At 36.9% G+C, this 15,797-nt stretch carries 14 protein-coding genes, 1 tRNA gene, 1 rRNA gene and 2 riboswitches; of the genes, 3 read left to right on the forward strand and 13 right to left on the reverse strand.

The window, feature by feature from the left end; all coding sequences use genetic code 11:
• The 7 genes from AC0L0O_RS29620 to groES form a co-directional block, all read right to left on the reverse strand.
• Window positions 1–108: ribosomal RNA gene (locus tag AC0L0O_RS29620) — 16S ribosomal RNA — on the reverse strand; the annotation flags it as partial.
• Between the two features lie 295 nt (window positions 109–403).
• Window positions 404–1,909, reverse strand: a complete 1,506-nt coding sequence (gene ampS / locus AC0L0O_RS29625; RefSeq protein WP_000719199.1) for an aminopeptidase AmpS — start codon at window positions 1,907–1,909, stop codon at window positions 404–406.
• Window positions 1,893–2,594 (reverse strand): response regulator transcription factor, encoded by a 702-nt coding sequence (locus AC0L0O_RS29630; RefSeq protein ID WP_000929888.1) that lies wholly within the window; start codon window positions 2,592–2,594, stop codon window positions 1,893–1,895. The genes ampS and AC0L0O_RS29630 overlap by 17 nt, the downstream gene beginning before the upstream one ends.
• Window positions 2,595–2,739: 145 nt before the next feature.
• Window positions 2,740–4,065: an NCS2 family permease gene (locus AC0L0O_RS29635; protein WP_000833093.1), complete on the reverse strand. Its 1,326-nt coding sequence runs from the start codon at window positions 4,063–4,065 to the stop codon at window positions 2,740–2,742.
• A 128-nt stretch (window positions 4,066–4,193) separates the two neighbouring features.
• A riboswitch (purine riboswitch) is annotated at window positions 4,194–4,295 on the reverse strand.
• Window positions 4,296–4,449: 154 nt separating this feature from the next.
• On the reverse strand, window positions 4,450–5,988 hold the full coding sequence (guaA, locus tag AC0L0O_RS29640) for a glutamine-hydrolyzing GMP synthase (protein WP_000743900.1): 1,539 nt from the start codon (window positions 5,986–5,988) through the stop codon (window positions 4,450–4,452).
• A gap of 165 nt (window positions 5,989–6,153) precedes the next feature.
• Window positions 6,154–6,255: riboswitch (purine riboswitch) on the reverse strand.
• 140 nt (window positions 6,256–6,395) lie between these two features.
• Window positions 6,396–8,030, reverse strand: coding sequence for a chaperonin GroEL (gene groL, locus AC0L0O_RS29645; protein ID WP_001029999.1), 1,635 nt, complete (start codon window positions 8,028–8,030; stop codon window positions 6,396–6,398).
• Window positions 8,031–8,068: 38 nt separating this feature from the next.
• A complete protein-coding gene (gene groES / locus AC0L0O_RS29650) occupies window positions 8,069–8,353 on the reverse strand; it encodes a co-chaperone GroES (protein ID WP_000917306.1) in 285 nt (94 codons plus the stop codon).
• Window positions 8,354–8,754: 401 nt separating this feature from the next.
• Here groES and AC0L0O_RS29655 point away from each other — a divergent pair, with 401 nt between their 5' ends.
• Window positions 8,755–9,504: a CPBP family intramembrane glutamic endopeptidase gene (locus AC0L0O_RS29655; protein WP_000745340.1), complete on the forward strand. Its 750-nt coding sequence runs from the start codon at window positions 8,755–8,757 to the stop codon at window positions 9,502–9,504.
• Complete coding sequence (locus tag AC0L0O_RS29660) at window positions 9,501–9,692, forward strand: YdiK family protein (protein WP_001246201.1); 192 nt, start codon at window positions 9,501–9,503, stop codon at window positions 9,690–9,692. The genes AC0L0O_RS29655 and AC0L0O_RS29660 overlap by 4 nt, the downstream gene beginning before the upstream one ends.
• Window positions 9,693–9,721: 29 nt before the next feature.
• On the opposite strand, the gene AC0L0O_RS29665 is transcribed toward AC0L0O_RS29660, so the two are convergent.
• Complete coding sequence (locus AC0L0O_RS29665) at window positions 9,722–10,351, reverse strand: redox-sensing transcriptional repressor Rex (protein ID WP_000437700.1); 630 nt, start codon at window positions 10,349–10,351, stop codon at window positions 9,722–9,724.
• Window positions 10,352–10,538: 187 nt separating this feature from the next.
• Between AC0L0O_RS29665 and AC0L0O_RS29670 the strand changes: the two genes are divergently transcribed.
• Complete coding sequence (locus AC0L0O_RS29670; protein ID WP_000602158.1) at window positions 10,539–12,461, forward strand: ABC-F family ATP-binding cassette domain-containing protein; 1,923 nt, start codon at window positions 10,539–10,541, stop codon at window positions 12,459–12,461.
• Between the two features lie 420 nt (window positions 12,462–12,881).
• Here the strand turns inward: AC0L0O_RS29670 and tsaD are convergent, their stop codons facing one another.
• From tsaD to AC0L0O_RS29695, 5 genes are all read right to left on the reverse strand, one after another.
• The gene (gene tsaD, locus AC0L0O_RS29675; protein WP_000414600.1) at window positions 12,882–13,898 is read right to left on the reverse strand and encodes a tRNA (adenosine(37)-N6)-threonylcarbamoyltransferase complex transferase subunit TsaD; all 1,017 of its coding nucleotides are present in this window, start codon (window positions 13,896–13,898) and stop codon (window positions 12,882–12,884) included.
• Window positions 13,898–14,341: a ribosomal protein S18-alanine N-acetyltransferase gene (gene rimI, locus AC0L0O_RS29680; protein ID WP_001985371.1), complete on the reverse strand. Its 444-nt coding sequence runs from the start codon at window positions 14,339–14,341 to the stop codon at window positions 13,898–13,900. Before rimI ends, tsaD begins: the two co-directional genes overlap by 1 nt.
• A gap of 13 nt (window positions 14,342–14,354) precedes the next feature.
• Complete coding sequence (gene tsaB / locus AC0L0O_RS29685) at window positions 14,355–15,047, reverse strand: tRNA (adenosine(37)-N6)-threonylcarbamoyltransferase complex dimerization subunit type 1 TsaB (protein WP_000865764.1); 693 nt, start codon at window positions 15,045–15,047, stop codon at window positions 14,355–14,357.
• A complete protein-coding gene (gene tsaE, locus AC0L0O_RS29690; protein ID WP_000049629.1) occupies window positions 15,028–15,501 on the reverse strand; it encodes a tRNA (adenosine(37)-N6)-threonylcarbamoyltransferase complex ATPase subunit type 1 TsaE in 474 nt (157 codons plus the stop codon). The genes tsaB and tsaE overlap by 20 nt, the downstream gene beginning before the upstream one ends.
• Window positions 15,502–15,675: 174 nt before the next feature.
• Window positions 15,676–15,751 (reverse strand) — tRNA-Asp (locus AC0L0O_RS29695).
• Window positions 15,752–15,797 lie beyond the last annotated feature (46 nt).

The raw sequence follows: 15,797 nt of genomic DNA on the forward strand, positions 1-15,797 counted from the left end.
GTCCGCCGCTAACTTCATAAGAGCAAGCTCTTAATCCATTCGCTCGACTTGCATGTATTAGGCACGCCGCCAGCGTTCATCCTGAGCCAGGATCAAACTCTCCAATAAAGTTAGTTTGTCTAGCATCATAAAATAAAAATTGACGTTTCACGTTGTTTGTTTCGTTCAGTTTTCAAAGAACTCGTCTGCCGCTCATTTGCGACTTCCTTATGTTAACATTTTAAACTTTCAATGTCAACTAAGTTTTTTATTTCGTTTACCGCTTTCGACGTTAATGTCATCGGCGACTTGTTTTATATTACACCTCTATAACCTAATCGTCAACATGTTTTTCTAAAAAAATATAAAAAGGCTTATCCCTTTTAAAATAAGCCTTTTTATCATATACCATTCTATTCGTTTATTATCTTTCTATAATTGGTAACGAGACGATAAACTGAATAATACCATCCTTATATTCAGCTCGAATACTACCACCTTGTAATTCAACAATACTTTTCGCAATCGCCAATCCAAGGCCTGACCCTTCTGTTACTCTACTTCTAGATTGATCTTTCTTATAAAAACGTTCAAACAAACTCGCTAACTCTTCTCTCGTAAACTCTTCACTATGATTCGCAATTACAATTTGTATATCCCAGCGCTGCCTTTGAAGGGAAACTTTTATCTCCCCATCATCTTTACTATACTTAATCGCGTTCATTAATAGATTATCAAATACACGGACCATCTTTTCCGAATCAATCGCTGCATAGGCACGTTCCTCAGGAAACTTCTTAACAAATGTAAGTCCATGCTCTTCCGCTTGCGGTACTAACTCTTCTATTAATTGCTCCAATAACTCATTTACACATACTTCTTGTTTTTCTAATACAACTTGCTCATTCGTTAACTTCGTATACTCAAATAAATCTTCTATTAAATTCTTTAACTGCTCTGACTTCGCAAAAGCAATTCTCGTATATTCATCGTGTTGCTCTTTATTTTCATATTTAGAATCTCGAAGTAATCGCAAGTAACCCATAATAGAAGTCAGTGGTGTACGCAAATCGTGAGATACATTTGTAATAAGCTCGTTCTTTTGCTTCTCTAACTTACGTTCCTTTTCTATATTATTCATAAGCTCTTCTGCCATATTATTAATATTTTCTGTTAAAGATGCAATCTCATCTTCACCTTTCTTCTCTATACGGTACGCTAAGTTGCCTTTTTCTATTTCCTTTACACCTTCTGCCATCGCTTCAATTTGCTTCATCTTTCTCTTTGTTATATAGAAGAAAGAGAAAATAAATACAAGTACACCAATTAAAAATGGAAATGGTCCTTCTTGTGTATCATACATCACTACACCATCTGGTATTCCACTAACGAACATATATAAGTTCTTATCTTCTATTGTAATAGGCGAAAAAGCTATAAATTCTTTTCTTGTATTTTCAAATACATCTCGACCATTTGAATAGTTAATCGCAAATGATGCTGCATTACGAATCGTATTATGCAAATCGATTTGCTCTTCTTGCGCCTGCTTCGTTTTATATAAAACTTTACCACTTTCATCAGTAACCAATATTTTTAGAGCTCTAGATCCTCGCTCTAAATTTTGATTCTCCATTTCGATCATATTGGATATAGCTTCTAATTTATTTTCATGAACCGAGCTATTTGCTGCTCTTTGAGCTTCGTGATTAATTTGTTCCATACCAGCTCGATAATCAATAGTCGCTTGACGATTCGCATTCTCAAAAAATGGTGCAGCTCCCTTTGCAAAAAAAACTCCTAATAACGCACAAGCGGCAAAAGTAGTAATCAGTTGAATTCTTATACTCTTTCGTACGCCCTTTACTAATTTCTCAATCAATTGTCTTGCTTTCCTTATATAAGTAAATGGATTAAATATCTTTTTCAATCTTATACCCCACTCCCCATACTGTTTTTATATATCTAGGTTTCCTTGGATTCTCCTCAATCTTTTCACGCACTTTTCGAATATGCACCATTACCGTATTATCCGACTGGAAAGATCTTTCGTTCCACACCTTTTCATAAATTTGCTCCGCGCTAAAGACCATCCCCGGATTACGGGCTAGCAATTCTAAAATTGAAAATTCCCTCGGAGTTAGTTTCACTTCTTCTCCCTCTACAATGACTTTATGGGTTGAGATGTTTATTTTCATCTCCCCAATCTCTAGCTCGTCCTCATTTTGTATAGCGAAACCATTCATTTTCATATAACGGCGTAACTGAGATTTAATTCTTGCGATTAACTCTAACGGATTAAACGGTTTCGTTACGTAATCATCTGCACCCGTTGTTAATCCTAAAATCTTATCCATATCTTGCGTTTTCGCTGAAAGCATAATAATTGGCATTTCTTTTTCTTCCCTTACTTTCATACACATATGAATGCCGTCTACTTTCGGCATCATAATATCTAATACGACTAGATGTACTTCATTTTCTTCTAGTAAACGTAATCCTTCTTCTCCGTCCCCTGCTTGCAATACTTTATATCCTTCATTCTTTAAATAGATTGTAATTAAATTTCGAATTTCTTTTTCATCATCTACGACAAGTATTGTTTCGTGTGCCACAATATCTCCCCCATTACTTTTTTAATCCCTAACTTCTATTATAGGAAAACTTCTGAAGAAAAACGCTCGGAAATCCTTAAGTTTTTCTGAAGACGCAAAAAAGGTCTAGACTCCCCTTAAGTCTAGACCTTTCAAAAAACCCCTTTTATTTACGAACGTAGATGAAATATAGTACGAATAAAACTCCCATAACATACATAATTGGATGAATCTCTTTACGTCGACCACTTACTACCATTGTAATTGGATAGAAAATAAACCCAATCGCAATTCCCGTTGCGATACTATACGTAAGCGGCATTGAAATGATAGTAAAGAACGCCGGTACTGCAATCTCGAATTTCTTCCAATCAATTTCTCCTAAAGATGAAACCATCAAGATCCCTACAATAATTAAAGCTGGTGCCGTTACAGCTGGTGTTACAACACTTAATAATGGCGAGAAGAATAGTGCAAGTAAGAAGAATCCTGCTGTTACAACTGCTGTAAAACCAGAACGTCCACCTGCCGCTACCCCTGCGGATGACTCAATGTAAGACGTTGTTGTTGATGTACCTAAGATCGCACCAATTACAGTTGCGATTGCATCTGCAAATAACGCTTTTCCTGCACGTGGTAATTTATTGTTCTTCATTAATCCTGCTTGATTCGCAACCGCTACAAGTGTACCTGCTGTATCAAAGAAATCGATAAAGAAGAACGTTATAATAACAATCCCCATTTGAACAGTGAAAATATCTCCGAAGTGCGTTAACGCTGCACCGAACGTTGGTTCTAGACTCGGGATTGCTCCCACTACAGCTTTTGGAGTATCAATTAATCCTGTTGCTACTCCTAATATTGCTGTAAGAATCATACCGTAGAACACTGCACCATTAACTTTCTTAATCATGAAGATGATTGTCGTAACAACTCCGAAGATTGCTAGTAACGTTGTGCCCTTTGTTAAATCCCCCAACCCAACAAGGACAGCATCATTTTTCACGATAATTCCGGCATTTTGGAATCCAAGGAAAGCAATGAATAATCCGATACCTGCCGCTACTGCGAACTTTAACTCTGATGGAATTGCGTTAATGATTTTTTCACGAATACCTGAAGCAGTAAGAATAATAAAGATAATACCTGACATTAACGTTCCAGCAATTGCTGTTTGCCACGGAATACCCATCGTTAACACTGCCGTATAAGCAAAGAATGCGTTAATTCCCATACCTGGCGCTAAAGCAATCGGATACTTTGCGAAAATACCCATAATTAACGAACCGATCGCTGCTGCTAATGCTGTAGCAACGAATACTGCACCTGGATCCATTCCTGTGCCTGCCGGTAACCCTTTAACATTTCCAAGTGACAGCGTAGCAGGATTGACAAATAGCACATACGCCATAGATAAAAATGTCGTTAAACCTGCTATGAACTCTGTTTTATAATTCGTGCCGAGTTCATCAAACTGAAAATAGCGTTTCATCTTACGTTTCCCCCGTTATATGATTACTCGCCGTAATTCCCCTAGCCCTCTTTTATTTATTAAAAATAAAAAAGGCTTCCATTGCATATACATGGAAGCGTTCTATGAATAAAGATAAGATTCCCCTCACCTTTATAAAAACGCCTCGTAGTCAAGCCATTTACGGTAGCTAGGTAGAAACTTTCGGGCCATATCCCCGATATTATACGACGGCATAATATTCACTTTTCGTTTGAATTACATACTCATATTAACTCTTGAAAGTATTTTTGTCAATTTAAATACGAACATTTTTATTAACTTTTATAATTTCGTTCGTATTAAACTCAAATCAAAAAAGATCCATCTATTGCATGAGCAATAGATGGATCTTTTATTATAATACTATTCCCACTCAATCGTTGCTGGTGGCTTACTCGTTACATCATACACGATACGGTTAACGTGTTTTACTTCGTTTACGATACGTACAGAGATTTTCTCTAATACGTCCCAAGGGATACGTGCCCAGTCAGCTGTCATACCGTCAATAGATGTTACTGCACGGATACCTACTGTGTAATCGTAAGTACGCTCGTCACCCATAACACCTACGCTACGCATACCAGGAAGCGCAGTGAAGTATTGCCAGATTTCGCGGTCTAATCCTGCTTTAATAATTTCTTCACGTAAAATCGCATCAGATTCACGAACGATTTCTAATTTCTCTTCTGTGATTTCACCTAATACACGAATACCAAGACCAGGGCCTGGGAATGGTTGACGCCATACGATTTCATCAGGAATTCCTAGTTCAGATCCTAATACACGTACTTCGTCTTTAAATAACGTATTTAAAGGCTCAATTAATTTGAACTGCATGTCTTCTGGAAGTCCACCAACGTTATGGTGAGATTTAATTGTTTGTGCAGTTGCTGTACCACTTTCAACGATATCTGTGTACAGTGTACCTTGTGCTAAGAAGTCCATTCCTTCTAATTTAGAAGCTTCATCATCAAATACGTAAATGAATTCGTTACCGATAATTTTACGTTTTTGTTCTGGATCTTCTACACCTTTTAACTTGTTCATGAAGCGTTCTTTTGCATCCACTTTAATAACGTTCATATGGAAGCCTTCGCTAAATGTTTTCATAACGCCTTCTGCTTCGCCTTTACGAAGTAAACCATGGTCAACGAAAATACACGTTAACTGATCACCGATTGCTTTATGAATTAATACTGCTACAACAGAAGAGTCTACACCGCCACTAAGTGCGCATAGTACTTTTTTGTCTCCAACAGTTTCACGAATTTTTTCTAATTCTACTTCGATAAAGTTTTCCATGTTCCATCCTTCAGAACAACCACATACGCCGAATACGAAGTTTTTAATTAAATCGTTACCGTGCTCAGAGTGACGTACTTCTGGGTGGAATTGTACACCGTATAAGTTTTTCGCTTCATTGCTCATACCAGCAATTGGGCAAGACTCACTTGTTGCGTCTACTACGAATCCTTCAGGTAAACCAGTTACTAAGTCGCCATGGCTCATCCATACAACTTGCTCTTCTGGAAGGTTCGCATATAATTTTGATTCGTTCTCTACTTTAAGAACAGCTTTTCCGTACTCACGGTGGTTTGCACGTTCTACTGTACCACCGAATTGTTGTGTCATAAGTTGCATACCGTAACAAATACCGAAGATCGGTAATCCTAGGTCAAAGATTTTTTCATCACAATGTAATGCACCTTCACCGTATACACTATTTGGTCCACCAGAGAAGATAATCCCTTTTGGATTCATTGCTTTAATTTCTTCCGCAGTAATTGTATGTGGATGAAGTTCACTGTATACACCGAACTCACGAATTCGACGTGCTATTAACTGATTGTATTGACTCCCAAAATCTAAAACGATAATTGTATCATGCTGCTTCTTCAAAATAATCACCCCAACGTTAGTTCTCGTATATAAATATTTTCACCAATTAGGCGAAAAGCATTACCAATATAATAAAAAAAGCCAGTCCTCCGCCTCTAGTCTCATAACAAAGAAAAGGCAGGGGTCTGGCTTTATAAAGAAAGATAGTCTTCCGTTCTTTATAAATATAAGACACACTGCCTTCATAGTCAGGTTGTTTACGGTAACCCGGTAGAGACTCTCAAACCATATCTTTGAGGATATATGAAGGATCGTTTTATATTATCTTCCTAGATTCTAACAATGAAGTATCAATATGGTCAAGAGAGAAAGCGACAAAATTCTACAGAAATTCATTTCCTTTTCTAAAAAACATAAAAAAACATCCATTTCTATATAGAAATGGATGTTTTTTAGGGCAAATAGAATTACATCATTCCGCCCATACCGCCCATGCCCATGCCGCCCATGTCAGGCATTGCTGGTGCATTTGGTTCTGGCTTGTCAGCAACTACAGCTTCAGTTGTTAAGAACATAGCTGCAACAGATGCTGCGTTTTGAAGTGCAGAGCGAGTTACTTTAGCTGGATCTACGATACCAGTTTCAAGCATGTTAACCCACTCGCCAGTAGCTGCGTTGAAACCAACGCCTACTTTTTCGCCTTTTAGACGCTCTACAACTACAGATCCTTCTAGACCAGCGTTGATTGCGATTTGACGAACTGGCTCTTCTAGTGCACGAAGTACGATGTTGATACCTGTTGCTTCGTCACCTTCAGCTACGATAGAAGCTACTTTTGTGTATACGTTCATAAGTGAAGTACCACCACCTGCAACGATACCTTCTTCTACTGCTGCACGAGTTGAGTTAAGTGCATCTTCAATGCGAAGTTTGCGCTCTTTCAACTCAGTTTCAGTTGCTGCACCTACTTTAATTACTGCTACGCCACCTGCAAGTTTTGCAAGACGCTCTTGTAATTTTTCACGATCGAATTCAGAAGTTGTTTCTTCTAATTGCGCACGGATTTGACCGATGCGAGCTTCGATTTGTTCTGTGCTTCCTACACCTTCAACTACAGTTGTGTTTTCTTTCGTTACAACAACTTTACCAGCGCGTCCTAAAGATTCAACTGTAGCAGATTTTAAGTCACGGCCTAATTCTTCAGTGATTACTTCGCCACCAGTTAAGATTGCGATATCTTCTAGCATTGCTTTACGACGGTCACCAAATCCAGGAGCTTTAACAGCTACTACATTGAATGTACCACGAAGTTTGTTCACTACTAATGTAGCTAATGCTTCGCCTTCTACATCTTCAGCAATGATAAGAAGCGGTTTACCTTGTTGTACCACTTGCTCTAATACTGGTAAGATTTCTTGAATGTTAGAAATCTTTTTGTCAGTGATTAAGATGTATGGGTTATCAAGAACTGCTTCCATTTTGTCAGAATCAGTAATCATGTAAGGAGATGCATATCCACGATCAAATTGCATACCTTCTACTACGTCTAATTCTGTTGTGAAACCTTTAGATTCTTCTAAAGTAATAACGCCGTCGTTACCAACGCGCTCCATTGCTTCAGCGATTAATTGACCTACTTCTTCGTCAGCAGCAGAAATAGCAGCTACTTGTGCGATAGAAGATTTACCTTCGATTGGTTTAGAAATCGTTTTTAATTCTTCTACTGCAGCAACTACAGCTTTTTCGATACCTTTACGAAGACCCATTGGGTTCGCACCAGCTGTTACGTTTTTAAGACCTTCACGAATCATAGCTTGTGCTAATACAGTTGCAGTTGTTGTTCCGTCACCAGCTACATCATTTGTTTTGCTAGCAACTTCTGCTACTAATTTCGCACCCATGTTTTCGAATGCATCTTCTAATTCAATTTCTTTTGCGATTGTTACACCGTCATTTGTAATAAGTGGTGAACCGAATTTTTTCTCAAGAACAACGTTACGACCTTTTGGTCCAAGCGTTACTTTTACTGCATTTGCAAGAGTGTCGACACCGCGAAGCATCGAACGACGTGCTTCTTCACTAAATTTAATATCTTTTGCCATAATAATTGACCCCCTTGGATTTTTTAAGATTTATATAATTAACCGATAACTGCTAAAATGTCACTTTCACGTAAAATCAAGTAGTCTGTACCTTCATATTTCACTTCAGTACCTGCATATTTTGAGAAGATGATAAGATCACCTGCTGCTACCTCTAAAGCAACACGCTCACCATTTTCAAGCACTCGACCAGTACCTACTGCAATAACTTTACCCTCTTGTGGTTTTTCTTTTGCTGTGTCTGGTAATACAATACCACTTGCTGTTTTTTCTTCCGCTTGAACAAGCTCAATTACAACGCGATCACCTAATGGCTTTAGCATGAACAATAACCTCCTCATTTTGTTATGTAAATTTTATTTATTAGCACTCAAGTCACCCGAGTGCTAACACACTTATAATAATAAATAATCTCAATTTCTTTTGCAAGTAAAAAAATCATAATTTTTTCGCAAATTACGCTATAAACTTTTCTATATAGAGTTCCTCTTCTTCTACCTTTACTATATGAATCGTTGTTTCCACTACTCGTATGTTACAATATGAAAGGACACCCTAAGTTGTTTTCGCTACACACACAACTTTCTCCTGTCTTCTATTATAATTTCAAATAAGGATTTACAAAAAAAACATAATTTAAGTAAGGTTTATATCGTAGGTAGCATATTTACATGTTATCCTACCTTATCTCATACACTAGAGTTAGAAAGGATGGTTAAACCATTTGAAAAAACAATATTGGTGGGTTATCGTTACATACATTTTAATGCAGTTATCATCAATTGCTGGATTACCACTTCTCCTGAAAACTGGACTTTATGATAACAGGGGATTTACTAGGGAAGAGAAATTTCAACTCATAACTGGTCACTGGGCAATCATTAGCTTCTTTATTGCATTATGTATCGTACTTTGGTTACTTAGAACAGATATTCGCGACAGACATTTAGATACAAAGCGTTCTACTGTTCCAGCTACGATTGGTTGGATTTTTATCGGGTTCTTCTTAGCATTTTTCTCGCAAAGTATTGCTGGTATGATTGAAATGTATGTATTAGGTATTAAACCTGGATCTGAAAATACAGCGAGACTTATGGATATTGCAAGAACGACACCTTGGTTCCTTATCGTCATCTCTATAATAGGACCTATTTTGGAAGAAATCGTATTTAGAAAAATTTTATTTGGTACACTTTATAAGAAGTTTAACTTCTTTATTGCCGCTATTATTAGTTCCCTTGTATTTGCGGCCATTCACTTTGATTTTACTCACTTATTGGTATACACTGCTATGGGGCTCGTATTCGCCTTCTTATATGTAAAAACAAAGCGTATTATCGTTCCAATCGCAGCGCATGTTGCAATGAATACATTAGTTGCAATTGCTCAAGTTTTAGTGAGTAACGAACAAATTCAAGAAATGATTAAAGAAGCTGAAAAAATGCAAGGCTTTATCGGAGGATTTTTAGTATGAGAAACTCACCATTGTTCATGGCTGCATTGTACTTCCTTCTAGGATGTATCTTTACACGCTTCGCCATTACGAACGTAACAGATACAATTTGGAATATGTGGACAATACTATTTGCAGTTATGGCAACGATTGATTTTAATTTGGCACTTCGCCTTATCTTAGTTAAATTCACAAAGAAAAAACAATAATAAAACGCAGAGGTCGCTTCCTCTGCGTTTTATTGTGGATAATTCTTCAAAAAGTAAACTAGTGTTTGTAACTCTACTGCTAAATCAATATGATGAATTCTTATATTGTCTGACACATTTAATCGTGCTGGTGTGAAATTCAAAATACCATGCACGTTTGTTTCTGCCAATCTATCAGCTACAGATTGTGCTACTGTAGCGGGTACTGTTAATATTGCCACTTGTATATCAGATGATAAACGTTCTTCTAATTCATCTAAGTGATATACAGGGATGCCTCCGATTTCTGTTCCAACTTTCTCTTCACTAACATCAAACGCCATTTCAATTTTTGTATTATTGTTTTTCGTGAAATTATAATGTAAGAAAGCGGTCCCTAAATTACCTACTCCAATAAGCGCTACACGTGTTATATCATCTTGGTCGAGTGTTTCACGGAAAAATGATAATAAATAATTTACGTTATATCCATATCCTTTTTTCCCTAATGCTCCAAAGTATGAGAAATCTCTTCGAATCGTTGCGGAATCAACCTTTACCGCTTCACTTAATTCGGCTGATGAAACACGTTGCTTACCAGACAAAGATAAGTTTTGGATAAATCGATAGTATAGAGGCAATCTCTTAGCAGTGGCTTGTGGAATTTTCTGCTGCTCCATATAACCTCTCCTCTCTTCCTATCTTTATTCATATGCTTTAATCAAATACAGAAGTTTAGCACTTATTAAATTCCTTGTATAATAGAAAGAAGAAGTATTCTCTCTGTATTTTAAACTATACACTATTTTTAGTATGATTGAGAAATATAAACATGGCAAAGTTAAGAAATTATTTGAGGTGAAAACATTGATTTTATTACAAGTAAACGCGCTTTCGAAATTATACGGTGCAGAAACGATTCTTGCAAACATAAAATTGGAAGTTCAAACGAAAGATCGTATCGCATTAGTCGGACGAAATGGAGCCGGAAAATCTACATTATTAAAAATAATAGCGGGTGAGCTATCTCATGATGGTGGCGAAATTATAAAACCGAAAGATGTCTCAATGGGATATTTAGCTCAAAATACCGGTTTAGAAACATCTTTAACAATTTGGGATGAAATGCTAACCGTCTTTACACACTTGCAGCAAATGGAGACAAAACTTCGAAGGCTAGAGCAAGAGATGGGAAAAGAAGAAAACTTTTCAAACGAGGCTACATATGAAAGATTATTAGCTGATTATGACCAATTACAATTAGATTATAAAGATCAAGGTGGCTATCAGTACGAAGCAGATATCCGTTCGATTTTAAGTGGTCTTGGCTTCCCAGTTGAAACGCACCAGACGACGATTTCGACATTAAGCGGTGGACAAAAAACACGATTAGCTCTCGGTAAATTATTATTAACGAAACCAGACCTACTTATTTTGGACGAGCCTACAAACCATTTAGACATCGAAACATTAACATGGCTTGAACAATATTTACAAGGTTATCCTGGGGCAATACTAATCGTTTCCCATGACCGTTATTTCTTAGATAAACTTGTTACACAAGTATATGAAATTTCGAATAAAGAAAGTAGACGATTTGTTGGTAACTACAGTAAATATTTAGACTTAAAATCAGCACTATACGAACAAGAAATGAAACGTTATGAAAAACAACAAGATGAAATCGCTAAGCTGGAGGACTTCGTTCAAAAGAATATAGCTCGTGCATCTACGACAAAACGTGCACAAAGTCGCCGGAAACAATTAGACCGAATGGAATTATTAACAAGACCATTAGGGGATTCTAAGTCAGCTTCCTTCCACTTCGATATCGAAAAACAAAGTGGCAATGATGTTTTACAAGTAAAGGATGCAACTATCGGCTATGATAAGGATCCAATTATTGAACATGTAACAATGCGCTTAACTCGCGGAGATAGCGTTGCTTTAGTTGGTCCAAATGGAATTGGGAAATCCACATTGTTAAAATCCATTGTGAATAAGTTACCACTATTACATGGTGATGTTTCTTTCGGATCCAATGTATCCGTTGGTTATTATGATCAGGAACAAGCTAATTTAACATCTTCCAAGCGAGTTTTAAATGAATTATGGGATGAATATCCACTGCAACCTGAAAAAGAAATTCGCACGATATTAGGTAACTTCTTATTCACAGGAGATGATGTATTAAAGCCAGTATCTTCTCTTAGTGGTGGACAAAAAGCTCGGTTAGCTCTTGCAAAACTTATGATGCAAAAATCAAATTTATTAATTCTCGACGAGCCTACAAACCATCTTGATTTAAATAGTAAAGAAATCTTGGAAAATGCTTTAATTGATTATCCTGGTACCCTTCTATTTGTTTCACATGACCGCTACTTTATTAATCGTGTAACGACAACTGTTATTGAGTTATCAACAGAAGGTGCACAGGAATACTTAGGGGATTACGATTACTACGTTGAAAAGAAAAATGAGATGATCGAACGTGCGGAATTAGAACAAGAAGATGAAACTCCGGTTCAAAAGACAGTTGCACAAGAAAAATTAAATTACCTGGAAGAAAAAGAGCGCAAAAAGTTGGAGCGTCAACGTACTCGAAAAATTGAGGAACTAGAACAAAACATTGTACAATTTGAAGAAGAAATTGCTACGTTAGAAGATCAACTTTGCTTACCAGAAATATATGCAGATTATGAAAAGGCTAGTGAAATTACAACGAAAAAGCAAACACTACAAGAGCAACTGGATGCTTGTATGGCAGAATGGGAAGAATTACATTTATAAGAGTCTTGAATAAGAGGGATGTCTCATAAGTCGGGATTTTAGACTATGCGGCATCCTTTTTATCTTCTGGTTTGAATTAACGTCATATTGTACAAAATATTCGACATGAGGCATCGTTTCAACGACAAAGTTTGACAATATTAGCGACTCCTATAATAAGAGCATATTTCAAAATGTTTTTTAAAGATATCTTCTTGTTTTTTATTTCCCGAAAAGAATACATCTAAAGGTCAGACTTCACTTATTTTATCCACAAGTTTATACACATATCCACCTTTATAAAATAAACAACAAAATAACTTTTCCACATTATCCACAATTAACAAAAAAGTTATCAACATTTTATATACACAATAAAACCCACATTATCAACAGATAATATGGGTTTTATCCACAAGCTGTGGTTAATTTTGTGCATAACTATGCTTCGATATCTAATCCTGGATTTGCATTTAAAGCTAATGTAGCACGTTTTCCTTGTTCATATGCAATTGTACCTGCCGCTGCAATCATTGCTGCATTATCTGTGCATAAAGATAGAGGAGGAATAATTAGCTCTACATTTTCTTTTTGTGCAAATTCTGTTTCTAAGCGTGCACGAAGCCCTTTATTAGCAGCCACTCCACCAGCAAGAAGCACTTGCTTTACGTTATAAGCATCCGCTGCACGAGATGCTTTCGTTACTAGTACGTCAATGACACTCTCTTGGAAACTTGCCGCTAAATCTTCCGGTGCAATTTCTATACCGCGTTGTTTTGCGTTATGCACAGTGTTGATAACTGCTGATTTTAATCCGCTAAAACTGAAATCATACGAATCAGGTTCAAGCCATGCACGAGGTAAATCGATTGTTGGTTTCCCTTCATGTGCAAGGCGATCAATATGAGGCCCCCCTGGATATGGCATAGATAACGTACGAGCTACTTTATCATATGCTTCTCCTGCTGCATCATCTCGCGTTTCACCAATTACTTCAAATGAACCATGTTCTTTCATATAAACAAGCTCTGTATGTCCACCAGATACAACAAGTGATAGTAATGGGAATTGAACTTCTTTTACTAAACGGTTCGCATAAATGTGGCCAGCGATATGATGAACGCCAACTAGAGGGATATCATGTGCAAATGCCACTGCTTTCGCTGCATTTACCCCTATTAGAAGTGCTCCTACTAAACCAGGTCCTTCTGTTACAGCAATTGCATCAATATCATCAAATGTGATATTCGCTTCTTTTAAAGCTTCTTCTAACACAACTGTAATTTCTTCTACATGATGACGAGATGCAATCTCTGGTACAACTCCGCCAAAACGTTTATGACTTTCAATTTGTGATGCAACGACATTCGCAATAATTTCCGTTCCATTTTTAACAACCGCTACTGCTGTTTCATCACAACTTGTTTCAATACCAAGTATAATCGTATTTTTTTCCATTATATATTCACCCACATTACGAGACCATCTTCCTGATTGTCTGCATAGTATCGTTTACGAATTCCACCATTTTGAAATCCGTATTTTCTGTATAACTGTTTTGCTACCTCATTTGATGCACGTACTTCAAGTGTCATCGTTTTTACGCCTAGAGTTTTCGCTTCGGAAATAACTTCTTTTAATAAAGCATCCCCTAGCTTTTGACCTCTGTATTCTGGCAAAATAGCTATATTTGTTATATGTGATTCATCAATAATTATCCACAATCCACAATAGCCAATTACACGACCATCTTTTTCTAGCACAACATAATGTGCATGTTCATTCATCGTTAACTCACGGTGAAAGGCATCTGCAGTCCAAGGAGTTGAAAAAGATGCTTCTTCAATAGCTACAATTTGAGCAATATCATCGAGTTCCATCTTTCTAAATATCATATCCATCCTCTGCAAGCTCCTACTTATTTTGACTTTCTAACCACTTTGTTTCAGCTTCAGCTAAACGAAGGTAACTAGGAACAAATGAATGTACATCTTGTTCTTCTTTTTGTAGTCCTAAGAACGCCAGCTCACTTGGTCTTGGGTTATTTTTAGTGACAGGAGCAAATACAGCTTGATCGCCTAAATGTTCGATAATTGTTTCTTTGTGTAATTTAACATCGTTACCAATAAATAAAACAGGCTTTCCTTTATCTTTTAACATTTGCAACCAGTCTACAATAAGGATGATTCGATCTTCTTCTATAGAAGTTAAATCCTCTCCTTCATATGTATATAAGCCCGTATAAATTTGTCCACGTCTTCCGTCGAATAAAGGACAAATTAATCCATTAAAATTAGCACCATTTGCAGCCACTACTTCTAAACTTGATACACCTACAATTGGTATTTGAAGTGACCAAGCCAATGTTTTTGCAGCTGTTACGCCTATACGAACACCTGTATATGATCCTGGTCCAGCAGCTACAACTATTTTAGTTAATTCTTTCGGCTTTACACCGCATTCTTTTAACAGTTGTTCTACAGCTGGCATAAGACGTACAGAATGGTTTTTTGTTAAATTTGTAATGATTTCCCCAATTACGTTTCCTTCTTCAATAAGGGATACACCCATTACGTAATTTGAAGTATCAATTGCTAGTACTTTCATCTTGTAATAGCTCCTCACATAATCTAATATAGCGATCTCCAATTGGCTCGAGTACAATGTTTCTTGTGTCATCTCCAGCATGGAACAAACTAATTTGTAACTTCTCATTTGGTAAATATGCTTCTATTAAATGAGCCCATTCTACTACCGTAATTCCTTCACCGTAGAAATACTCATCGAAGCCTAAATCTTCTTCACTTTCTGCTAAGCGATACACGTCCATATGATATAGTGGTAATCTCCCTTTATATTCTTTAATAATATTAAAGGTAGGGCTATTTACAACTCTTTTCACTCCAAGACCTTTTGCTAGTCCTTTTGTAAAGGTCGTCTTACCAGCCCCAAGATCTCCTTCTAAAATAATTACATCTTGTGCCCGAACAAGTTCACCTAGTTTTTCTGATAATTTTTGTGTTTCCTCAGATGATTTTGTTGTTATTTCATATTTACTCACAGACTTCACCTACTTTACTCACAATGTTCTCTGCTCTTTATTATACAGGTTTTAAATATATAAAAAAGTCCTTAGGAGTTTTCCTAAGGATAGTTTGACTGTCTTTATTAGTTTTTTGTTAAAACAAATAAAAAAATACGAAACAACATGTTTCGTTCTTTTCTTTATATAAAATGGCGGTCCCGACCGGGGTCGAACCGGCGATCTCCTGCGTGACAGGCAGGCATGTTAACCACTACACCACGGGACCATTTGGTTGCGGGGACAGGATTTGAACCTGCGACCTTCGGGTTATG

This window comes from Bacillus sp. GS3m_15504 (assembly GCF_055825275.1).

Bases quoted from the DNA above. Each gene is read 5' to 3' on its own strand.
- AC0L0O_RS29660 (WP_001246201.1), top strand. From the start codon at position 9,501: ATGAGAAACTCACCATTGTTCATGGCTGCATTGTACTTCCTTCTAGGA.
- rimI (WP_001985371.1), bottom strand. From the start codon at position 14,341: ATGGATATGATATTTAGAAAGATGGAACTCGATGATATTGCTCAAATT.
- groES (WP_000917306.1), bottom strand. From the start codon at position 8,353: ATGCTAAAGCCATTAGGTGATCGCGTTGTAATTGAGCTTGTTCAAGCG.
- tsaB (WP_000865764.1), bottom strand. From the start codon at position 15,047: ATGAAAGTACTAGCAATTGATACTTCAAATTACGTAATGGGTGTATCC.
- groL (WP_001029999.1), bottom strand. From the start codon at position 8,030: ATGGCAAAAGATATTAAATTTAGTGAAGAAGCACGTCGTTCGATGCTT.
- AC0L0O_RS29665 (WP_000437700.1), bottom strand. From the start codon at position 10,351: ATGGAGCAGCAGAAAATTCCACAAGCCACTGCTAAGAGATTGCCTCTA.
- AC0L0O_RS29635 (WP_000833093.1), bottom strand. From the start codon at position 4,065: ATGAAACGCTATTTTCAGTTTGATGAACTCGGCACGAATTATAAAACA.
- tsaD (WP_000414600.1), bottom strand. From the start codon at position 13,898: ATGGAAAAAAATACGATTATACTTGGTATTGAAACAAGTTGTGATGAA.